This window comes from Streptomyces cyaneochromogenes (genome assembly GCF_003963535.1).
Taxonomy (GTDB): Bacteria; Actinomycetota; Actinomycetes; order Streptomycetales; family Streptomycetaceae; genus Streptomyces; species Streptomyces shaanxiensis.
In genome coordinates this window covers 8,888,615-8,910,003 of the sequence record NZ_CP034539.1, presented here as the reverse complement: position 1 = coordinate 8,910,003, position 21,389 = coordinate 8,888,615, and the positions used below count along the sequence as shown (strand labels likewise).

General features: G+C 72.1%; 16 protein-coding genes and 3 pseudogenes. 14 read left to right on the top strand and 5 right to left on the bottom strand.

Annotated features, from left to right (window positions below; translation table 11 throughout):
* Positions 1 to 545: 545 nt before the first annotated feature.
* Entirely contained in the window at positions 546 to 1,736 is a 1,191-nt protein-coding gene (locus tag EJ357_RS40230; protein ID WP_126396672.1) for a zinc-dependent alcohol dehydrogenase, read from the bottom strand.
* A 225-nt stretch (positions 1,737 to 1,961) separates the two neighbouring features.
* Between EJ357_RS40230 and EJ357_RS40225 the strand changes: the two genes are divergently transcribed.
* A complete protein-coding gene (locus EJ357_RS40225) occupies positions 1,962 to 2,951 on the top strand; it encodes a DUF3048 domain-containing protein (protein ID WP_126396670.1) in 990 nt (329 codons plus the stop codon).
* Positions 2,952 to 3,052: 101 nt separating this feature from the next.
* Here the strand turns inward: EJ357_RS40225 and EJ357_RS40220 are convergent, their stop codons facing one another.
* The gene (locus EJ357_RS40220; protein ID WP_126396668.1) at positions 3,053 to 3,517 is read right to left on the bottom strand and encodes a MarR family winged helix-turn-helix transcriptional regulator; all 465 of its coding nucleotides are present in this window, start codon (positions 3,515 to 3,517) and stop codon (positions 3,053 to 3,055) included.
* A gap of 212 nt (positions 3,518 to 3,729) precedes the next feature.
* Here EJ357_RS40220 and EJ357_RS40215 point away from each other — a divergent pair, with 212 nt between their 5' ends.
* The 8 genes from EJ357_RS40215 (at position 3,730) to EJ357_RS40180 (ending at position 11,207) form a co-directional block, all read left to right on the top strand.
* Entirely contained in the window at positions 3,730 to 4,509 is a 780-nt protein-coding gene (locus EJ357_RS40215; RefSeq protein ID WP_126396666.1) for a CoA transferase subunit A, read from the top strand.
* Positions 4,510 to 4,511: 2 nt separating this feature from the next.
* Positions 4,512 to 5,156 (top strand): CoA transferase subunit B, encoded by a 645-nt coding sequence (locus EJ357_RS40210; RefSeq protein ID WP_126396664.1) that lies wholly within the window; start codon positions 4,512 to 4,514, stop codon positions 5,154 to 5,156.
* Complete coding sequence (locus EJ357_RS40205) at positions 5,153 to 6,355, top strand: thiolase family protein (RefSeq protein WP_126396663.1); 1,203 nt, start codon at positions 5,153 to 5,155, stop codon at positions 6,353 to 6,355. The genes EJ357_RS40210 and EJ357_RS40205 overlap by 4 nt, the downstream gene beginning before the upstream one ends.
* Before the next feature lie 155 nt (positions 6,356 to 6,510).
* Positions 6,511 to 7,284, top strand: coding sequence for a protocatechuate 3,4-dioxygenase subunit beta (pcaH, locus tag EJ357_RS40200; protein WP_126396661.1), 774 nt, complete (start codon positions 6,511 to 6,513; stop codon positions 7,282 to 7,284).
* Positions 7,285 to 7,290: 6 nt separating this feature from the next.
* Positions 7,291 to 7,896 (top strand): protocatechuate 3,4-dioxygenase subunit alpha, encoded by a 606-nt coding sequence (gene pcaG, locus EJ357_RS40195; protein ID WP_126396658.1) that lies wholly within the window; start codon positions 7,291 to 7,293, stop codon positions 7,894 to 7,896.
* Entirely contained in the window at positions 7,893 to 9,227 is a 1,335-nt protein-coding gene (pcaB, locus tag EJ357_RS40190) for a 3-carboxy-cis,cis-muconate cycloisomerase (protein ID WP_126396656.1), read from the top strand. Before pcaG ends, pcaB begins: the two co-directional genes overlap by 4 nt.
* Entirely contained in the window at positions 9,224 to 10,351 is a 1,128-nt protein-coding gene (pcaDC, locus tag EJ357_RS40185; RefSeq protein ID WP_126396654.1) for a bifunctional 3-oxoadipate enol-lactonase/4-carboxymuconolactone decarboxylase PcaDC, read from the top strand. The genes pcaB and pcaDC overlap by 4 nt, the downstream gene beginning before the upstream one ends.
* Positions 10,352 to 10,415: 64 nt before the next feature.
* Positions 10,416 to 11,207 carry an SDR family NAD(P)-dependent oxidoreductase gene (locus EJ357_RS40180; protein WP_126396652.1) on the top strand — a complete coding sequence of 264 codons (792 nt, stop codon included), beginning with the start codon at positions 10,416 to 10,418 and terminating at the stop codon, positions 11,205 to 11,207.
* A 6-nt stretch (positions 11,208 to 11,213) separates the two neighbouring features.
* Here the strand turns inward: EJ357_RS40180 and EJ357_RS40175 are convergent.
* Positions 11,214 to 13,890 (bottom strand): annotated as a pseudogene (locus EJ357_RS40175) (ATP-binding protein).
* Positions 13,891 to 14,169: 279 nt separating this feature from the next.
* Between EJ357_RS40175 and EJ357_RS40170 the strand changes: the two are divergent.
* The 3 genes and pseudogenes from EJ357_RS40170 to EJ357_RS40160 all read left to right on the top strand — a co-directional run.
* Positions 14,170 to 14,823, top strand: a pseudogene (locus EJ357_RS40170) (MFS transporter); the annotation flags it as partial.
* Positions 14,795 to 15,208, top strand: a pseudogene (locus EJ357_RS40165) (anhydro-N-acetylmuramic acid kinase); the annotation flags it as partial. The pseudogenes EJ357_RS40170 and EJ357_RS40165, both read left to right, overlap by 29 nt.
* Complete coding sequence (locus tag EJ357_RS40160) at positions 15,205 to 16,413, top strand: DUF2510 domain-containing protein (protein ID WP_126396650.1); 1,209 nt, start codon at positions 15,205 to 15,207, stop codon at positions 16,411 to 16,413. The pseudogene EJ357_RS40165 and the gene EJ357_RS40160, both read left to right, overlap by 4 nt.
* A 163-nt stretch (positions 16,414 to 16,576) precedes the next feature.
* Here the strand turns inward: EJ357_RS40160 and EJ357_RS40155 are convergent, their stop codons facing one another.
* Positions 16,577 to 17,191 (bottom strand): TetR/AcrR family transcriptional regulator, encoded by a 615-nt coding sequence (locus EJ357_RS40155; protein WP_126396648.1) that lies wholly within the window; start codon positions 17,189 to 17,191, stop codon positions 16,577 to 16,579.
* A gap of 247 nt (positions 17,192 to 17,438) precedes the next feature.
* On the opposite strand from EJ357_RS40155, the gene EJ357_RS40150 reads away from it, so the two are divergent.
* Complete coding sequence (locus EJ357_RS40150) at positions 17,439 to 18,290, top strand: phosphatase PAP2 family protein (RefSeq protein ID WP_126396645.1); 852 nt, start codon at positions 17,439 to 17,441, stop codon at positions 18,288 to 18,290.
* Positions 18,287 to 19,252: a DMT family transporter gene (locus EJ357_RS40145; protein ID WP_126396642.1), complete on the top strand. Its 966-nt coding sequence runs from the start codon at positions 18,287 to 18,289 to the stop codon at positions 19,250 to 19,252. The genes EJ357_RS40150 and EJ357_RS40145 overlap by 4 nt, the downstream gene beginning before the upstream one ends.
* A 6-nt stretch (positions 19,253 to 19,258) precedes the next feature.
* Here EJ357_RS40145 and EJ357_RS40140 read toward each other — a convergent pair whose 3' ends face one another.
* A complete protein-coding gene (locus tag EJ357_RS40140) occupies positions 19,259 to 21,310 on the bottom strand; it encodes a phosphocholine-specific phospholipase C (RefSeq protein WP_126396640.1) in 2,052 nt (683 codons plus the stop codon).
* Positions 21,311 to 21,389: the final 79 nt, after the last annotated feature.

Sequence of the window (21,389 nt, the reverse complement as noted above, 5' to 3'; positions counted from 1 at the left end):
AAGGCCCGCACGCCCGACCGCCACGCGTATCCGAGTCACCGCAGGCCTGATTCACCGCGTGCCCGAGTCGCCCGTACCCCCAGTCGCCGCGGGCCCAAGTCCCGACAGGCCCCCTGCCGCAAGCCCAGTCGCACAGACCCGAGACGCGTATCTCAGTCACCGCAGGACCGAGCCAGCGTGGCCCAACTCCCCACCGGCCCCTGGCCCCGCAAGCCCAGTCACGCAGACCCGAGTCGCCTCGCGCCCGAGCCGCCGACCGCCGGCCCACGTCAACGCAAGCCTGGGCCACCGGGCGCCCAAGCCACCGCAGGCCGAAGGCACGCACGCCCGACCGCCACGCGTATCCGAGTCACCGCAGGCCTGATTCACCGCGTGCCCGAGCCACCGTCCGCCCCCCGACTCACCGCAGGTCCGTCCCCGCAGCCCCACTGCCGCGGACCCGACGCGCCGCGCCGTATCTCAGCCGCCGCGTGCCCCAAGCGGATCGCCGACCCCGGCCCCCGCAGGCCCGAGCCCCCACGTATACGAGCCACCGCAGCCCTGCCTCAGGGCTTCATCAGCACCTTGACCGCACCCTCCTGCTTCCGCTGGAACATCTCGTACGCGTGCGGCGCGTCGCTCAGCGGAACGCGGTGGGTGGCGAAGTCGTCGACGCCGAGGGGGTCCTCGTCCGTCAGGTACGGCAGGATGTCGTCGCTCCAGCGACGCACGTTGGCCTGTCCCATCCGGATCTGGAGCTGCTTGTCGAACAGGGTGAGCATCGGCAGCGGGTCCGCGGTGCCGCCGTACACGCCGGACAGGGAGATCGTGCCGCCTCGCCGGACCAGGTGGATGGCGGTGTGCAGGGCGGCGAGCCGGTCGACGGCGAAGCGTTCGGCGAGCGGGCCGCTCAGCTTCCGCGGCAGCATCGCGGAGGCCTGCTGGGCCAGCCGGGCGGCGGCGCTGCCGTGCGCCTCCGTGCCGACCGCGTCGATCACCGCGTCGGGGCCGCGGCCGTCGGTCTCGTCGCGGATGGCGGCGACGAGTTCCTTCTCGTCGTGGAAGCTCCGCAGGTCGAACGTCTCGACACCCCGTTCCCGCGCCCGCTCCAGCCGCTCGGGGACCAGGTCCACGCCGAACACGCGCCCCGCGCCCCGCACCTGGGCGACCCGGCAGGCCATGTCGCCGATCGGGCCGAGGCCGAGTACGGCGATGCTGCCGCCCTCCGGGACCTCGGCGTAACGGACCGCCTGCCAGGCGGTGGGCAGGACGTCGGAGAGATAGACGAACCGGTCGTCGGGCGGGCCGTGCGGGATCTTGATCGGACCGTACTGAGCCTGCGGAACCCGCAGGTACTCGGCCTGGGCACCCGGCACCGCGCCGTACAGCCGGGTGTAGCCGAACAGGGCGGCGCCCATGCCCTCGCCGGTGACCTGGGTGGTCTCGCACTGGGTGGGCAGCCCGGTCAGGCACATCCAGCAGTTGCCGCAGGCGATCTGGAACGGCACGACGACCCGGTCACCCGCCTGCAGGTCCGGCACCGCGGCGCCGACCTCCTCGACGATGCCGATCGGCTCGTGGCCGAGGATGTCGCCCGGGGTCATGAACGGGGTGAGCACCTCGTACAGATGCAGGTCGGAGCCGCACAGTCCGCTGGACGTGATGCGGAGGATCGCGTCCGTCGGCTCCTGGATCCGTGGATCCGGCACGTTCTCCACGCGCACGTCACGCTTGCCCTGCCAGGTCACTGCCCTCATCGCCGCGCGCTCCCTCCGTCACTCGTACACGTCCGCGCGTCCGCGCCTCCGGTGGCCGCCGGGTACCCCGGCGCTCCCCGGCCGAATCCACCCGTCGGCCGCCCAGGCCAGGGCCGATCGGCGGATGGAAAGTGTGCGGTCGAAGCCATGCAGGTATGGGCAACTATGAACTGATAAGCACACAATTAATGAGACGGACCGGGCGGGTGGTGGCGGGTGGCCAGGATGGTCAGGCAACGAGCGACACGCACGAGACGCGCCACGACGACGGCGCTCCTGGCCGCCGCACTGGCCGCGTCCCTGACGGCCGGCTGCACGACGTCCGGCGGCCCACTCGACGACGGCCGCGGCCGGGAGCGGTCCCCGGCGCCGAGCGAGAGCGGAAACCGGCAGGCCCATGGCTCGGTGCTCGCCGTGAAGATCGACAACGTCCGGGCGGCGCGGCCCCACATGGGCCTGAACGAGGCGGACATCGTGTACGTCGAGCAGGTGGAGGCCGGGCTGAGCCGTCTGATGGCGGTGTACGCCCAGAAGCTGCCGAAGACCATCGGACCGGTGCGCAGCGCCCGCGAGAGCGACCTGGAGCTGCTGGGCCAGTTCGACCGGCCGACGCTCGCCTTCTCCGGGGCACAGAGCAAGCTCATGCCGCTGATCGACAAGGCGCCGCTGGAGGCGGAGCCGCCCGGCAAGGCTTCCGACGCCTACTTCCGCAGTCCATACCGGCGCTCACCGCACAACCTGTATCTGCGGCCCGGCCGGCTGATGCCCTCGGCACCGGGCGCGAAGGCCCTGACGACCGGCTTCCGCTTCGGCGCCGCCCCCGCGGGGGGCAAGGCCGAGACCTCCCGGACGGTGCGCTACCCGGCGACCCGGCACACGTTCACCTGGTCCGCGAGCCAGAACCGCTGGCTGGTCGCCATGGACGGCACGACCGCCACGACGACGGACGGCAAGCAGGTGACGGCCTCGACGGTGGTCGTGCAGTACGTGAAGGTGCGCCGGTCCGCGTTCCACGACTTCCTCGGCAACTACACGCCGTACACCGAGACGGTGGGCTCCGGAAAGGCGTCGGTGCTGCGGAACGGCCGTGCCTACGACGACGTGCGGTGGGAGCGTCCGAAGGCCACGGACGGCACGACGTTCACGACCCGCGACGGCAAACCGATGAGCTTCCAGCGCGGCCAGGTGTGGGTGGTTCTCGCGAAGGCACCCTGAGAAGTCGCCCCGAGCAGTCGCTCTGAGGAGGCGCACTGAGGAGGCGCACTGAGGAGGCGCTCAAAGAAGATGTCTGCCCGTAGCGCCCTGCGATCCGCGGATCAAGGCTGTGCGACCAGGGGTTCCGCCGGGTTGCGGAGCCCCTCGGCCGCGTCCGCGACCCGCCGGATCAGGTCGAAGAAGAGGTTCTGCTCCTCGGCGGAGAGCGGGGCCAGGAAGACCTGGTTCATCCGGGCCGTGCGGACGGTCAGCTTCTTGTGCGTGCGCAGCCCTTCGTCCGTCAGGCGCAGCAGGAAGCGGCGGCCGTCCTGGGGGTCGCGCACCTTGTCGAGCAGCCCGCGGCGGCCGAGCCGGCTGATCACCTCGGCGATGGTGGACCGGTCGAGCCCCACCCGCTCCCCCACGGTCCGCTGGTCCAGGCCCGGCTCGGCGACGAGGGTGTTGAGCACGGCGAACTGGGGCGAGGTGATCTCCTCGGAGACCATCGTGTTCCACAGCAGGTAGTGCGCCTGCTGGAGCCGCCGGGCCAGGTGCCCGGGGTGGGTGGCGAGGTCCACGGCGGCCATGTGCGCTCCCCTGGTCGAATTCATCGGTGCACTGAACAATACCTGGCCTCTGCGTGACTGTCTGCGGTGCGCGCACTCCGCCGACACTTGCGTTTACCGAGGTCTTGACGGACTTCCCGCTGCAGTGGCAGCGTGAAGACGAACCTCGCGTAATTAATCAGTGCCCTGACTAACTCGGGTGCTGGGAGCTCGGAAGAGATGGGGCTTCTCGGATGGACAAGGTGGTCGCCACGGCCGTGGAGGCGGTGGCCGATGTCGGCGACGGCGCGTCGCTGGCGGTGGGTGGTTTCGGGCTGAGCGGTGTGCCGAACGTGCTGATCCAGGCCCTGTACGAGCGGGGTGTGACCGCCCTGTCGGTCGTGTCGAACAACTGCGGGGCGATGGAGTCCGGTCTGGCGGTGCTGCTGGCGGCGGGGCGGATCGGGCGGGTGACCGGCTCCTACATCGGCGCGAACAAGGAGTTCGCGCGCCAGTATCTGTCCGGGGAGCTGGAGGTCGAGATGATCCCGCAGGGCACGCTGGCCGAGCGGCTGCGGGCCGGGGGTGCGGGGATCCCGGCGTTCTACACGCCGGCCGGGGTGGGCACGCAGGTCGCCGAGGGCGGGCTGCCCTGGCGCTACGACGGCTCCGGCGGGGTCGCGCTGGCCTCGCCGCCCAAGGAGGTGCGGGAGTTCGACGGCACCGAGTACGTGCTGGAGCGCGGTATCCGAACCGACTTCGCGCTGGTGCGGGCCGCGAAGGGCGACCGGCACGGGAACCTGGTGTTCAACAAGTCCTCTCGGAACTTCAACCCGCTGGCCGCGATGGCCGGGCGGGTGACGATCGCCGAGGTCGAGGAACTCGTCGAGCCCGGCGCGATCGACCCGGACGCCGTCCACCTGCCGGGCATCTTCGTCCAGCGGGTCGTGGCCCTCACCGCCGAGCAGGCCGCGGACAAGCAGATCGAACGGCGCACGGTTTCCGCGCCCGAGGCACGAGGGACGGTGGGCTAGTCATGGCGTGGACGCGGGAAGAGATGGCGGCGCGGGCCGCGCGCGAGCTTCAGGACGGGCAGTACGTCAATCTCGGCATCGGCCTGCCGACGCTGATCCCGAACTACCTCCCGGAGGGCGTGGAGGTGATCCTGGAGTCCGAGAACGGCATCCTGGGCACCGGTCCTTACCCGATCGAGGACCAGGTCGACCCGGACCTGATCAACGCCGGCAAGGAGACCGTCACGGTCCTGCCGGGAGCCTCCTTCTTCGACTCGGCCCTGTCGTTCTCGATGATCCGGGGCGGGCACATCGACGTCGCCGTGCTCGGCGCCATGCAGGTCTCACAGACCGGCGACCTGGCCAACTGGGCCATCCCCGGCAAGATGATCACCGGGATCGGCGGGGCGATGGACCTGGTGCACGGCGCCCGCACGGTCATCGTCGTGATGACCCACACCGCCAAGGACGGCTCGGCGAAGATCCTCACCGAGTGCGCGCTGCCGCTCACCGGCAAGGCCTGTGTGAACCGGATCATCACCGACCTCGGCGTCCTGGACGTCACCGACGACGGGCTCGTCCTCATCGAGACCGCGCCCGGCGTGAGCATCGACGAGATCACCGCCAAGACCGACGCCAAGCTGACCGTCTCGGAGGCCCTGCTGTGAAGACCGTCTACCTCGTCGACGCGGTCCGCACCCCGATCGGCCGCTACAACGGCGGCCTCGCCCCGGTCCGCCCCGACGACCTGGCCGCCCACGCCATCCGTGAACTCATCGGCCGCACCCCGGAGTTGGACCCGGCCCGGATCGAGGACGTCTACTTCGGCAACGCCAACGGCGCCGGCGAGGAGAACCGCAACGTGGGCAGGATGGCCGCGCTGCTGGCCGGCCTGCCGACCTCCGTGCCGGGCGTGACCGTCAACCGGCTGTGCGCCTCCGGTCTCGAGGCGGTGATCCAGGCGGCCCGCGCGATCGCGGTCGGGGACGCCTCCATCGCCGTAGCGGGCGGAGTGGAGTCCATGACGCGGGCGCCCTACGTGCTGCCCAAGTCGGACAGGCCGTTCCCGGCCGGGCACGCCGAGCTGTACTCCACCACGCTGGGCTGGCGCATGGTCAACCCGAAGATGGACCCGCAATGGACCATCCCGCTCGGGGAGTCGGCGGAGCTGATCGCCGAGAAGCACAAGATCAGCCGGGAGCAGCAGGACGAGTTCGCCCTGCACAGCCACCAAAAGGCAGCACGCGCCCAGCAGGCCGGCCTCTTCGACGCCGAGCTCGCGCCGGTGAGCATTCCGCAGCGCAAGGGCGACCCGAAGGTCTTCGGCGCCGACGAATCCGTACGGCCCGATGCCTCCCTGGAGGCGATGGCAAGGCTGAAGCCGTCGTTCCGCAAGGACAACGGCACGGTCACCGCGGGCAACGCCTCCCCGCTCAACGACGGCGCCGCGGCGCTGCTGCTGACCGACGAGGAGGGCCTGAAGGCCACCGGCCGCGAGCCCCTCGCCCGGATCTGCGCCACCGGCGTCTCCGCGCTCGACCCGCACTACTTCGGTCTCGCCCCCGTGGCGGCGGTTACGCGTGCGCTGGCCAAGGCGGGCAAGGGGTTCGGCGATCTGTCCGTGCTGGAGTTGAACGAGGCGTTCGCTGCCCAGGTGCTGGGCTGTGTGGCCGAGTGGCCCGAGTTCGATCCGGCGATCCTGAACCCGCAGGGCGGGGCCATCGCTCTCGGTCATCCGCTGGGTGCCTCCGGTGCGCGTCTCGCCGGCACGGTCGCCCACCAGCTCGCTCGCGCGGGCGGTGGGGTCGGCGTGGCCACGTTGTGCATCGGCGTCGGCCAGGGACTGGCCCTCGTTCTGGAGCGATAGGCCCTGCCGCTGAGTGCCGTATTGCGGCTGCGGGCCGGTTGTGGCTGGTCGCGCCCGCGCGGCGGAGCCGCACATTGACACAGCCCCGCGCCCCTTTGGGGGCGCTACACCGCCCCCTGTTTTTGACTGACGTCAACAAGCCCCAGGAACTCCCCATGACCCTTACCCAGCACGACATCGACCAGGAAATTGCCACCGAACGCGCCGCCTACGAGAAGCGGATCGCCGACGGCGCCCCCGTCGAGCACCAGCCGCGCCGCGACTACGCCCCGTACCGGTCCTCTGTCCTGCGCCACCCCAAGCAGCCGCCGATCCCGATCGACGTCACCAAGGACCCGGAGCTGGTGGAGCTGCGCTCCCCCGCCTTCGGGGAGCGGGACATCACCGAGATCGACAACGACCTCACCCGGCAGCACACCGGTGAGCCGATCGGTGAGCGGATCACCGTCGAGGGCCGGCTCCTCGACCGTGACGGCCGTCCGATCCGCGGGCAGCTCGTCGAGATCTGGCAGGCCAACTCGGCCGGCCGCTACGCGCACCAGCGCGAGCAGCACGACGCCCCGCTGGACCCGAACTTCACCGGCGTCGGCCGCACCCTGACGGACGACAGCGGCTTCTACCGCTTCACCACCGTCCAGCCGGGCCCGTACCCGTGGCGCCAGCACGTCAACGCCTGGCGGCCGGCCCACATCCACTTCTCGCTGTTCGGTTCGGCCTTCACCCAGCGACTCGTGACGCAGATGTACTTCCCGAGCGACCCGCTGTTCCCGTACGACCCGATCATCCAGTCGGTGACCGACGACGCGGCCCGGCAGCGGCTGGTCGCGACGTACGACCACAGCCTCTCGGTGCCCGAGTTCTCCATGGGCTACCACTGGGACATCGTGCTCGACGGCCCGCACGCCACCTGGATCGAAGAAGGGCGCTGACCTGCCATGACGAAGATCGACACGAGCCGTCCGGAGACCGTGCTCCCCACGCCGTCGCACACGGTCGGACCCTTCTACGGTCACGCCCTGCCGTTCCCCGGCGGCGGCGACATCGCGCCCGTCGGCCACCCGGACACGATCGCGCTCCAGGGGTACATCCTCGACGGCGAGGGCAACCCGCTCCCGGACGCCTTCGTGGAGCTGTGGGGCGCCGACCCGGACGGCAACGTCCCGCAGACCGACGGCTCGATGCGGCGCGACCCGGCGAGCGGCGGCTTCCTGGGCCGCAACGGCGTGGAGTTCACCGGCTGGGGGCGGATCCAGACGGACGCCAACGGCCACTGGACCGCGCGGACGCTGCGGCCGGGGGCGCGTGGGCAGAGCGCGCCGTACCTCAGCGTGTGCGTGTTCGCGCGCGGGCTGCTGGTGCACCTGTTCACCCGGATCTACCTGCCGGGCGAGGACGCGGCGCTCGCCGCCGACCCCCTGCTCGCCCGGCTGGACGAGGCGCGACGCGACACGCTGATCGCCGAGGACCGGGGCGACGGCACATACCGTTTCGACATCCGCCTTCAGGGCGAAGGCGAAACGGTCTTCCTGGAGTTCCAGTGACTTCTGCCGATCCCGACGACACCGGCCTGCTCGCCCCCGGGTGGGCAGGCTCCCCCGCCGCCCACGCGACCGGCGACACGGCCTGGCTCCAGGCCCTGCTCGACGCGGAGGCCGCCCTCATCCGGGCCCAGGCAGCCCTCGACCTCGCCCCGGCCGAGGCGGCGTCGGCGGTGACGGAGGCGGCGGACGCCGGCCGATTCGACGTACGCTCGCTCGCCGAGCGGGCCCGTAGCGGCGGCAACCCGGTCATCCCCCTGGTCGCGGACCTGACCAAGGCGGTCGGCGACGCGTACGGCCCCCATGTCCACCGGGGCGCGACCAGCCAGGACATCATGGACACGGCGACGATGCTGGTCGCCGTGCGCACGCTCGACCTGGTCCTCGGCGACCTCGAGCGCACGCAGCGGGCGCTGGCCCGGCTGGCCGCCGAGCACCGCGACACCGTGATGCCGGGGCGGACGCTCACCCAGCACGCCGTACCGACGACGTTCGGGCTGAAGGCGGCCGGCTGGCGGTCGCTGGTGCTCGACGCGCGGGACCGGGTCATCGAGGTGCACGACGATCTGCCCGCCCAACTCGGCGGCGCCGCCGGGACCTTGGCGGCCTTCACCGCGTACGGCACCCGGAACACCGCGGCCCTCACCGCGGCCTTCGCCCGTGAACTCGGCCTCGCCGCGCCGCTCCTCCCCTGGCACACGCTGCGCACACCGATCGCCGATCTCGCCGGCTGCCTGGCCTTCACGGCTGGGGCCCTGGGCAAGATCGCGACGGATGTGCTCGTCCTCGGCCGTACCGAGATCGCCGAGGTCGCCGAGGGCACCGGCGGCGGCTCGTCCGCGATGCCGCACAAGGCCAACCCCGTACGGTCCACGCTGATCGCCGCCGCGGCCAGGCGGGCGCCGCAGTTGGCGGCCACGCTGTACGGGGCGCTGGCGGCTGAGGACGAGCGGCCGGCCGGGGCCTGGCACGCCGAGTGGGAGCCGCTCAGGGACCTGCTGCGGCTGGTCGGCGGGGCCGCCCGGGATGCCGTCGAGCTGACCGAGGGGCTGCGGGTCAGGCCCGAGGCCATGCGGGAGCACCTGGATCTCACGCAGGGGTTGGTCGTCTCCGAGCGGCTGTCGGCCGAGCTGGCCCCTCTGCTGGGGCGGGCCCGCGCCAAGTCCCTGCTCACCGACCTCGCCCGGCGGACCTGCACCGAGGGCCGCTCGCTGGGCGAACTCCTCGCCGAGGAACCCGAGTTGAAGGACGTCGACCTCGACGAGCTCACCGACCCCGCCCGTTACACCGGCGCCGCGGGATCCCTCACCGACCGTGCTCTGGAGCGACGTTGACCGACAAACTCCTCAACCACCGTGCCGAAGGGCCCACTTCCGCGCCTCCGCTGCTGCTCGGCCCCTCGCTCGGCACGTCGTCCGCCCTCTGGGACAAGGTCGCACCCGAGCTGTCGATCACCCACCGGGTGGTGCGCTGGGACCTGCCGGGGCACGGCGGGTCCGCCGCCGACCTCATCGGGGCGGGCGCCACCGTCGGTGACCTCGCCCGCCTGGTGCTCGCGCTCGCCGACTCCCTCGGCATCGAGCGGTTCGCGTACGCGGGTGTCTCGCTCGGCGGTGCGGTGGGGCTGCATCTGGCCGTGCACCACCCGGAGCGGGTCGACTCCCTGGCCGTGATCTGCTCATCGGCGCACTTCAACGGTGCGAAGCCGTGGGAGGAGCGGGCCGCGCTGGTGCGGCGCGTCGGCCTGGCGGGGCTCGCCGAGAACGCGAACGCCCGCTGGTTCACACCCGGGTTCACCGTGCCGGAACTGGTCCGGGACCACCGGGACGCCGATCCCGCCGCATACGCCGCCTGCTGTGACGCGCTCGCCGCCTTCGACCTGCGGGAGCGGCTGCCGGAGATCTCCTCGCCCACCCTGCTGATCGCCGGACGCGAGGACCCCGCGACCCCGCCCGCGCATCTGCGGGAGATCGCGGACGCCGTACCGGGTGCCGCGCTCGTCGAGATCCCGGGGGCCTCGCATCTGGCGCCGGCGCAGTGCCCGGAGGCGGTGCTGACCGCCCTGCGCGCGCACTTCGACGGGGGCGCCAAGCGGGGCATGGAAGTGCGGCGCGAGGTGCTCGGCGACGCGCACGTGGACCGGGCCCAGGCCCGGCAGACCCCCTTCACCGCACGCTTCCAGGACTTCATCTCGCGCTACGCCTGGGGGGAGATCTGGACCGACCCGACGCTCACCCGCCGCGAGCGCAGCATGATCACCCTGACGGCGCTGGTCGCGCACGGTCACTACGACGAGCTGGCCATGCATGTGCGGGCGGCGCGGCGCAACGGGCTGACGCCGGAGGAGATCGGGGCCGTACTGCTGCAGACGGCGGTGTACTGCGGGGTTCCGGCGGCGAACTCGGCGTTCGCGGCGGCGCAGCGCGTCCTCGCGGAGGAGACGGAAGAGGAAGGGTGACCCTGCTGGTCGTAGCCTCAGCAGCACCTCGCACATGCCTCCACCACGTGCCTACGGTGGAGGCATGTCCACGATTCTCATCACCGGTGCCACCTCCGGTCTCGGCCGGTACGTGGCCTTCGAGCTGGCTCGTTCGGGGCACGTCGTCCTCGCGCACGGACGCGATCCGGGCCGTACGGAACAGCTGGTCGAGGAGCTGCGGACCGAGGGTGACGCCGAGGGGTACGTCGCCGATCTGGCCTCGCTGACGCAGGTGCGCGAGCTGGGCGCGCATGTCGCCGGCGCCCATCCCGATCTGGACGTGCTGATCAACAACGCGGGCGTGGGAGCGGGTCCGCCCGGCGCGGGGCGCGAGCTGAGCGCCGACGGACACGAACTGCGGCTCGCCGTGAACTACTTGGCTCCGGTGGTGCTGACCCGTGCCCTGCTCCCGGTGCTGCGGGCGAACACGCCCGCCCGGGTCGTCAACGTCGGCTCGGCCGGCCAGGAGTTCCTCGACTTCGACGACGTCGAGTTCCGACGCGGATACGACGGCTTCGCGGCGTACCGACGGGCGAAGTTCGCCCTGGCCGCCCACACCTTCGCCCTCGCCGAGGAGTTGACGGACACGGGTGTCGCCGTGAACGTGCTCCATCCGGCGACCTTCATGGACACGGCGATGGTGCGCGAGGGCGGGGTCGCCCCCTGGAACACCGTCGCCGACGGTGCCCCGGGTGTCCTGGCCCTGGCGACCCAGGACCTGGGCACGGGCATGTACTTCGAGGGCACGAGCCCGTCCCGGGCGCACGAGGGGACGTACGACCCCGAGGTGCGCAAGCGGCTGGCAGCTGTCACCGACCAGCTGCTCGCCCTCTGACCCCCCTCACACCACTCCCGCGGCCAGCGCCGCCTCTGCCTCCAGCACCAGCCCGTCCGCACCGCACGACCGTGCCAGCGTCAGCCCTCGTCGGAGTTCCGCGGACGAGCGGGCGGCGAGGCCGTACTCGACCCGGGCGGCCGCGTGCTCGTACTGGCAGGGCGAGGCCTCCAGATAGGTGACGGCCTGTTCGGCGAGGCGGACCGCGCGCTGGCCGGTCTCCAGAGCGGCGGCGCAGCGCAGGGCCTCGCCGATGGCGGTGTCGGTGCCGAAGCGCTCGGCGTGGCGGCGGACGTCGGTGGCGAGCCGGGCGGCTCGTGCCGGGTCCTCGCTCGCGAGGGCGCGGGCCAGGTCGACGGCCCAGGGGACCATGATCGGGTTGTGGTGGCCGCGCACGGCCGCCGCCTTCTCGGCCTCCTCCAGTTCGTTGATGCCCTCCTGGGTGCGGCCGACCGCGAGGAGCAGACGGCCGCGGACCGAGCGCGGGTCCGGCAGGACGATGGTGGACGGGTAGGGCGGGGCGAAGCCGTATTGCTCGGCGATCTCCCAGGCCTCCTCGACATGGCCGCGGGCGAGCAGCGTGTCGACGAGGTTGCAGGTCGCGGACCAGTGCAGGGGCAGCCGGCGGCCGACGCGCTCGGCGAGCGCCAGCGACTTGCGCAGGGACGCCTCGGCCTCGCGGAGCCGGCCGCGCCTGCGGTGTCCGACGCCGACGTAGGCATGGGCCAGGGCGAGGTGACCGCCGCTCCAGCCGGCGGACTCGTAGGCGCGCAGGGCCTCGTTGTAGAGGGCCTCGGCGCGGTCGAGGCGGTCGCTGAAGGCGTAGGAGTTGGCGAGCATCATCAGCAGCTCGATGCCCCACTCCGGGTCGGTCCAGCCGAGTCCGGGTGCCAGGCGGCCGTTGACGAGGGCGCGGTCGCACAGTTCGACGACCTCCTCGGCGTTCTCGCCGCGGGCCATGGCGTCGAAGCCGCGCAGGATGAGCAGGGCGCGCTCGGAGTTGTCGCGGCCGGTGCAGGTCCTGGCGAGATCGGCGAGGCGTGCGGAGCGTCCGGGCGAGGTCGCCTCGCCTGCGTAGATGCCCTCCCACATGAACTGCACCGCCTGGAGCCGCAGTTTGGCGGGTCCGGCCTGGTGCTTGGCGGCCTCCGCCTCGACGGTGCGGACGGCCTCCTCCAGCTGGTCGTTGTGGAGCAGCGCCTGGGAGAGGCGGTAGACGGCGTCGACGCGTTCGTCGCCGTCGAGACCGGGCATGGCGAGGGCGGTCTGGAGGTGGTCGATGGTGGTGGCGGGCGCGGTGAGGAGCGTGGCGCAGCCGAGTTCGTGGAGCACGCGCGCGTGCACCTCGGGCAGGGGCGGCTCCAGCAGGGCGCGCTCCAGACAGCGGCGGGCCGCGTCGGGGGCACCGACGGCGAGGTGTTCGCTGGCCGCCTCGCGCAGCTGCTCGACGAGTTCCTCGTCGTTGTCCGGGTGGACCTCGAGGAGGTGGCGGGCGGCGACCGCGGCTCCCCGTCCGTTGTCGGTGACGACGCGGGCGGCGATGCCGTGCATGGCGGTGCGCAGGGCGTCGGGGATGGCGTTGTAGACGGCGGTGGCGATCAGCGGGTGGACGAACTGCAGCTCACCGTCGTCCGGTTGGGCAGCGGCCGGGTCGGGCTCGGTGAGGATACGGGCGGTGCGCAGGAGGTCGGCGCACCGCACGGCGTCGTCGATGCTCATGGTGGCGAGTTCGGCCACCAGGTCGACCGAGATGCCGGTGCCGAGGATGGCGGCCGCCCAGGCGAACCGGGTGGCGTCGATGCCGAGCGTCTCCAGGCGGGCGACGAGTCCGCCGCCGCGCGCGGAGCGGTTCAGCGCGCGCAGTTCACCGGCCGCGGACTCGGTCGGCTCGAACTCGCTGTCCTGCACCTTGGCTAGGAGTTCGACGGTCTCGTAGGGGTTGCCGCCGGTGACGGCCCACACCTCGCGGCAGAACGGGGCGTCGGCGTGCGCGCCCAGCGTGGCGCGGGTGAGGCCGGCGGTGGCGTCCGGGGTGAGGGCGCTCAGGTTGGCCACGGAGGAGCCCGCGGCGGCGACCGAGTCGAGGTGGCGGGCGCTGTCGCCGCTGACCTCGCCGGGGGCGGCGGGCCACCATGACCATGACGCTCTGTTCGCCGAGGCGTTCGGTGAACGCGGCGAGCCAGCGCAGGGTCTCCTGGTCGGCCCAGTGGGCGTCGTCGATCAGCAGCACCAGCGGCCAGTCGCGCCGGGCGAGTCGGCGTACCACCGCCACCAGGCCGTCGCACACGCCCTGCGGGTCGGCCTGGCGCTCGCCGGGGTCCGTTATGCCCAGGGCGGGTCCGGCGATGTCGTACCAGTCCCCGAGGTACTCGCGCGCCTCTTCCGGCATCAGCGACAGCAGCGCCGGCTGCAGTAACTGCCGTACCACGTTGAAGGGGACGGAACTCAGGGTCTCGCTGCCGCGCGCGGACCACACCATGCAGCCCCGGGCCTCCGCGATGCGGCGTGTCTCGGCCAGCAGCGCCGTCTTGCCGATTCCCGCCTCGCCGCGCAGCACCAGGAGGCTGCCCGAGGAGGACTTGTCGGCGCACAGGGTGTCGAGGGCCCGCTCCACTGCCGCGAGTTCCTCGTCGCGCTCCCACAGGGAAGCCGAGGCGGCCTGTGTGGGCCGTACCTCCGTCATCCCGCTACCTCCCCAAGTCGCCCGAACGACGTACAGACCTCGAGCGTAGCCGTCCGGTTGCCCAAGTGGAGGCCGGTCCGGGCAGCTGTTGCCGTGATGGGTGAAAGCGGGTGCGGCCGGGCGACGCAGAGGGCCCGCGACCAGCGCTTTGTGGACATCGGCACCGTCAACAGGCCGCGAATGGCACCTAGCCCGCCGATGCGGTCGGATTCCAACCCGGTGGGTTGAGGTTCACGGACGCTCGACCGCTGGCGCGGTGTCGTTCCTCAGGCAGGTCCTGCCACGACGCCCTGGCTGCTGACGTTCCTGAGGTCGCTTCAAGGGCTGTCCGCGGGCGGGGAGTTCGGCGGCGCGGTGTCGGTGCTGACCGAGTTCGCGCCACCCGGGCGGCGCGGGCTGTACGGCTCGTGGCAGTCGTTCACCGCGGCGCTGGGGCTGCTGGGCGGTGCGGGCGCGGCGGCGCTGCCGGCCACCGTGCTGACGGAGGATCAACCGGGCGACTGGGGACGGCGGTTGCCGTTCCTGCTGACGCTGCCGCTCGGGCTGGGCGCCTTGTGGCTGCGGCTGAGGCTGGACGAGACGCCCGCGTTCCGGGAGGAGGGGGAGGCCGAGCAGCCGCCGGTGCGTGAGGTCGCCGGCGCGATCGCGCTGGGCGCCGGGCGGATCATGGGGTGGGCGGCGGCCGGGTACACCTTCCTGGTCGTGCTGCCGTCGTATCTGCAGGCCACGCTGGACGCGACCTTCCAGGAGGCGCTGACCGCCACGGTGCCGGCCAACCTCGGGTTCGCGGTGACGATCGTGCCGGCGGGGTGGCTCAGCGACCGGTTCGGGCGGCGCCCGGTGATGCTGACGCGGGCCGTGCTCGTGGTGGTCCTCGCGCTGCCGCTGCTCAACCTTCGTCAGGAGGACGGTCGCAGACGCGGTGCGCGAGGTGGGCGCGAGCGAGGTGATCGCCTCGGGGGGCGGGACGCGCAACCCCGTACTGATGAGGATGCTCGGGCAGCTGCTGCCCGGGGTGGCGCTGCGCACCTCCGACGAGCTCGGACTGCCCGTGGCGGCCAAGGAGGCGTACGCCTTCGCCGTGCTGGGGTTCCTGCCCGCGCACGGGCTGCCCGGCACCGACCCGGCGGCCACCGGCGCCCGGCACGCGTGCGTGCTCGGTTCGATCACACCGGGGCGGGCCGGTCTGCGGCTGCCGCCACCGGTTCCGGAGCGGCCGTACGGCTCGTCCTGGAGTGACGCGGACCGAGGTCCGGATGTGTCGGGGCCGGGTCCTCTCATCCCCCTTTCACCGACGCCTCATACGGTGGACCCATGACGCAGGTGACTCCTCCCGGCTGGTACCCCGACCCCGGCCGGAAAAGTGACGGTCCGCCCACCGAGCGCTGGTGGGACGGCAAGGCATGGACGGACCAGGTCCGACCCGCGGGGTCGGCCGCCTCATGGGCGCCTCCGGGAGAGCCGGCGGCGGACGCGGCGCAGTCGGGGCCGCCGCCGACCGACGGGGCTCCGTCAGGGCAGCCGCCGTCCGACGGGGCTCCCTCAGGGCAGCCGGCGGCCGACGCGGATCCTTCGGCACAGCCGGCGACCGGCGAGGCTCCTCCGGCGTATCCGCCTGCCGGCGGGACCCCCCCGGGTCAGCCGGCGGCGGGCACGGCGCATCCGGCGTACCCGGGGCAGCCTCTGGCTTACGGGGCTCAGCTCCCGTATCCGGTGCACCCGGGGTATCCCGGCGAACCGCAGTCGGGTGGGCGGCGCGGGCTGCGCACGGGGATAGCGGTGGGCGTGGCCGCGGTCGTACTCGCGAGCATCGGGGTCGGTGTGTACGCGCTGACCGCCGACAGCGGCTCGGGCGGCGGCAGCGCCACCTCCCAGCAGGGCCCGGGCGGGCCCGGTGGACAGGGCGGCCCAGGCGGGCCCGGTGGCGGCGATGGCGGCGGCAACGGGGGTTCCGGCGGGCAGTCGCCCTCCCCCGACCAGTCCGAGGCACCGAAGGTGGACAGCGGTTCGGTGACCGACCCGGTGAGCGGTATCAGCCTGCCGATCCCGGACGGCTGGTACGGCCAGCAGGTCAACTGGGGCGCGCACGTGGCGTCGGACGAGACGTACAAGTGCCCCGCCGAGACCTCCCAGACCTGCCAGAAGGGCGGCGCCTACTCGGCCCCGGCGCTCGCGCTCGGCGCCAAGGGCGACACGGCCGAGGAGATCGCGAAGGCGGACATCGAGGCGAACGCCGAGGAGTCCTACGGCAAGGGGTACGGGGAGATCACCTCGCACGAGGTGCTGGCCTCCAAGGCGGTGACCGTGGCCGGGCAGAAGGGCTACCTGGTCCGCTGGAAGGCGGTCACCAGCAAGGGCACCGACGGTTATGTCGAGTCGCTCGCCTTCCCCTCGCCCGTCAGCGAGCAGCAGATGGTCCTGGTCCGCCTCGGCGTCGACACCACCGAGAAGCAGTCGATCCTCGACGAGATCGCCAAGGGCATCAAGGTGTCCACGGGCGGCGGAACCGGCCAGGACGTCTGAGCCGCTCCTGCGCTCGTTCGCCCCGGACATGATGCGGCCGGGTGGGGCGCCCCTCCGCTCAAGAGGAACCCCACCCGGCCGGGGGGTGCGCGCCGCCCCCGTCCCCACGGTGCGGCGCGGAACAGGTCACCGTCCAGTCATCCCGTGGACGGCGGCCTGAGTCTCAGGTCAGGCCCAGTGTCGGAAGCACGGCGGCCTCCACGAACCGGACGATGTAGTCGGGGTCGGCGTCCTCGCCCTCCAGGACGGGGCGGGCCCGCAGCACGCCGAAGATCTGCGCCGGGATGTACTCGAGCGCCGGATGGTCGGCGGCCACCTCCCCCCGGTCGACCCCGCGCCGCAGGATCTCCTTGAGCGCGTCGAGCTCGGGGTCGATGAGCGCCTCGCGCAGGGCCCGCTGGAGCTCCGGATCCTGCATGACGGCATGGCCGAGCGCCTGGAACAACCGGGTGTCCTTGCCCGACCACGCCCCCGCGGCCCGGGCGGCCTCCTTCAGGTCCTCCGCCAGGCTGCCGGTGTCGATGCCCTCGAACCGGGTCCGCCGGCTCGCGCGCAGGGCGGCCGCCACGAACTGCGGCTTGGTCTTCCACTGCCGGTAGAGCGTGGACTTGCTGCAGCGCGTGCTGGCGGCGACGCCCTCCATGGTGACGGAGTCGTAGCCGCACGCGCGGATCTGTTCGAGCACGGCGTCGAAGAACTCCTGCTCACGCTCGGGCGTGATCTTGGAGCGGCGCGTGGCGGTGACCGTCTCCGGTCCGTCCGCGGCCTGCGACGTCATCGGCTCGTCTCCTCGCTCGGGTGCGACGCCCCGCGGTGTGAAGGGGGCCGCGTTTCCAGTGTGTCGTACGTCTATCGATACGCCACTGTACCGGAACGCCAGCGTATCGGTACAGTGTCGTATCGGTACAGGGGCGTTTCGGTACGCCGACGTATCGATGAGTTCGGCGAGCCCGCGCAGTCAGCACTCCGACGAACTCACCCAGCACCACCCAGCACCACCCACCGTTCAGCGAAAGGGCCGGGGGATGAATGGCCGCACCGAGCCTGCAGAAGCGGAGACCGACGCGATAGCGCGGCCTCCGCTGGTCCGTGAGCTCCTGCTCGTCGCAGGGCTCTTCCTCGTCTACAAGCTCGGCCGGCAGCTGGCCACGGGCCACACCGGCGAGGCCTTCCGCAACGCCGACGGCGTGTGGAACTTCGAGCGAGCCGCCCATCTGCCCGGCGAAGGCTCGGTGCAGACCCTGCTGCTGCACGGCGACACGCTCATACACATCGCCAACACCTACTACGCCACCGTCCACTTCCCGGCCACGGCCGCCTTCCTGGTCTGGCTGTACCTGCGGCGCCCCGCCCACTACGTCTGGGCCCGCCGCGTCATCGCCGCGCTCACCGCCGCCGCCCTGGTGATACACCTCGCCTTCCCGCTGGCCCCGCCGCGCATGCTGGCCGCGGCCGGCCTGATCGACACCGGCCAGGTGTACGGCCCCTCGGTGTACGGCTCGCCCGAGACCGACCACCTGTCGAACCAGTTCGCGGCGATGCCGTCGCTGCACTTCGGCTGGGCCCTGATGATGGCGATCGGCCTGATCGTGGCGACCCGGTCGCGCTGGCGGTGGCTGTGGCTGCTGCACCCGCTGCTGACGCTGCTGGTCATAGTCGGCACCGCCAACCACTACTGGCTCGACGCGATCGTGGCGACGGCCGTGCTCGGCCTCGCCCTCGCGGTGATCCGCCCCCAGACTTCGTCCGGGGGGACCCCCATCTCGCTTCGCTCGCCGCGGCGCACGGCGACGACCGCCGGACGCGGTGCCGGGAAGCTGGTGCCGGCGGCCCGGGACGAGGAGAGCGCCCTCGTGGGAGCGGGAGCGGGCCGATGAACGCCACCCTCTTCGCCATCGTCCTGTCCCTGTTCTCCGCCGTCGCCTACGCCGCCGCGGCCGTCGCCCAGGAGCGGCTGGCCTCCCGCGCCCAGGGTTCGGGTCTGCTCCGGCTGCTGGGCTCCGGCGCCTGGTGGGGAGCGGTCCTGCTCAACGGCTCCGGCGCACTGCTGCACGTGGTGGCCCTGAAGTACGGTCCGCTGACCGTGGTGCAGCCGCTCGGTGCGCTGACCCTGGTGGCCGCGGTGCCGCTGGGTGCGCGCATCGCGGGCCGACGGGTCAGCGCGGTGGAGTGGCGCGGTACGGCGCTGACGCTGGCCGGCCTGGCCGCGATCCTCGTCACGGCGTCCGGGCACGCGCCCGACGAGGTGCTGAGCACGTCCGAGGCGCTGGCGGTCGCTGCGGCGACCGTGGCACTGATCGGCATGCTGTCGCGCCCGGGCGCCCGTCCGGGGCTGCGGCACGCGGCGGCATCCGGCTTCGCCTCCGGGGTCGCCTCGGCACTCACGCAGACCGTGACGGTGGCCTTGACGGACCACTCCGCCCCGCTGCTCAGCCTTCAGGTGTCCGGGGTGGCACTGCTCATCGCGGCCCTCGCGGCGAGCGGACTGCTGCTGTCACAGACCGCCTACCGGGGTGGTCTGGGCGCCCCGCTCGCGATGGTGACGCTGGCGAACCCGATGGCCGCCGCGGTGATCGGGCTCGTCCTGCTCGGCGAGCGGTTGCAGGGCGGCGCGGCCGGCATCCTGCTGGCGCTGGCCGGCGCGGGGCTGGCGTCCTGGGGCGTGGTGCTGCTCAGCCGGGCGGCACCGGAGCCCGCCTCGGACGAGGAGCACGTGGACCCCGTGTCGGTCGACGAGCACCCCGTGGCCGCCGTACTGGCCCTGGAGCCGGAATCGGCGAAGCCGGAGCCTGCGTTGGTGCCCCGGCAACCGGAGCCGGGGCACCTCACAGCACTCTGATCCGGGCTACTCGGTGATGATCGCCGGGTCGCTCACACCCGGCCGCCCGTTCTCGACGCGCCCGGCGAACCGCCGCAGGAACGCCGGGTCGGCCTCGGAGGTGACGGTCAGGTCGTACCAGCGCCGGCTCGCCGCCAGGTCGACCGTGCGGCACACCGTGGCACCGGGCCGCACGGTCACCGTCGTGGCGCTGCCGACGTAGGCGTTGGCGACCTTCAGGCGCACGGTGGCGGTGCCCTTGTTGGTGAAGGTCAGCTCGATGTCGTCGCCCTTGGGCCGGGCGGTGACCTCGGGGCCGGCCGCCTTGTTCGAGCCCTTGAACCAGCGCACGAAACCGGCCGGGCCGTGCACGGTCAGGTCGTACGAGCCGCCCGAGTACGCCGAGTTCCAGGTGTCGTCGATGCTCTTGCCGGCCTCCGTGGTGTACATCCACGGGCCGTCGGTGCGGTTGCCCGACGTGACATGGAAGGCGGCACCGGCCTTGGCGCCGGACGCGAAGGCGAGCGTGAACTTCCCGGCCGCCGCGTCGACGGAACCGTCCACGTACGGGGCGTACTTGAGCGGCCGGGAGGGGCGCAGGCCGCGCTCCTGCTTCGGCATGTCCGGATCGGCCGGCGGCGTCGGCTTGTAGTCCGGGTGACGCTCTCGGTCCTGCGGCTCGTACTCGTCCGTCTCCGGCAGGGGGGCGGGGCGGCTGTCCTTGCGGGAGAAGTCGAAGGCCGAGGTCAGGTCGCCGCAGATGGCTCGGCGCCAGGGCGAGATGTTCGTCTCCCTGACGCCGAAGCGACGCTCCATGAACCGCAGGATCGAGGTGTGGTCGAGGGTCTCGGAGCAGACGTAACCGCCCTTGCTCCACGGCGAGACGACCAGCATCGGCACGCGCGGGCCGAGGCCGTACGGGCCGGCCGGGCGGTTGCTGTCGCCCTTGTAGAGGTCGAGCGAGACGTCGACGGTGGACTTGCCCCGCGAGGCGTCCTTCGGCGGGAGCGGAGGCACCACGTGGTCGAAGAAGCCGTCGTTCTCGTCGAAGGTGATGAACAGGGCCGTCTTCGACCAGACCTCCGGGTTGGAGGTGAGGGCGTCCAGGACCTGCGCGATGTACCAGGCGCCGTAGTTCGAGGGCCAGTTGGAGTGCTCGGAGAAGGCCTCGGGGGCGGCGATCCAGGAGATCTTCGGCAGCTTGCCGGCCTTGACGTCGGCCTTCAGCCTGTCGAAGTAGCCGTCGCCGTTCTTGACGTCGGTGCCGGTGCGGGCCTTGTCGTACCAGGGCTCACCGGCCTTGGCGTTGCGGTACTTGTTGAAGTACAGCAGCGAGTTGTCGCCGTAGTTGCCCCGGTAGGCGTCCTCGATCCAGCCCCAGGAGCCGGCCGCGTCCAGGCCGTCGCCGATGTCCTGGTAGATCTTCCAGGAGATACCGGCCTGCTCCAGGCGCTCGGGGTAGGTGGTCCAGCCGTAGCCGAGCTCGTCGTTGCCCAGGACCGGGCCGCCGCCGGTGCCGTCGTTGCCCGTGTAGCCCGTCCACATGTAGTAGCGGTTCGGGTCGGTCGAGCCGATGAAGGAGCAGTGGTAGGCGTCGCAGACGGTGAAGGCGTCGGCGAGTGCGTAGTGGAAGGGGATGTCCTCCCGGGTCAGGTACGCCATGGTCGTGGTGCCCTTGGCGGGGATCCACTTGTCGTACTTGCCGCCGTTGTAGGCCTGCTGGCCGTCGGTCCAGCCGTGCGGGAGGCCTTCCAGGAACTGCATGCCGAGGTCGTCGGCGTCCGGATGGAACGGCAGGATGTCCTTGCTGCCGTTCGACTGGTGCCAGTTCGACTTGCCGTTGTCCAGCTTCACCGGGCGCGGGTCGCCGAAGCCGCGCACACCGCGCAGCTTGCCGAAGTAGTGGTCGAAGGAACGGTTCTCCTGCATCAGGACGACGATGTGCTCGACATCCTCGATCGACCCGGTGCGGTGGTTCGCCGGAATCGCGGCGGCCCGCTGGATGCTGCTGGACAGAGCTGTGAACGCCGTGGTCGCGCCCGCGAGTTGAAGGAAGCTGCGGCGATTGACTTCGGGCATGAGTGAGGGACCTCTTCCCATTGAGGGTGATTTGACCGGACGGCATGTGACGGAATGCGCGCGGAAGGAGTGTTCCAGG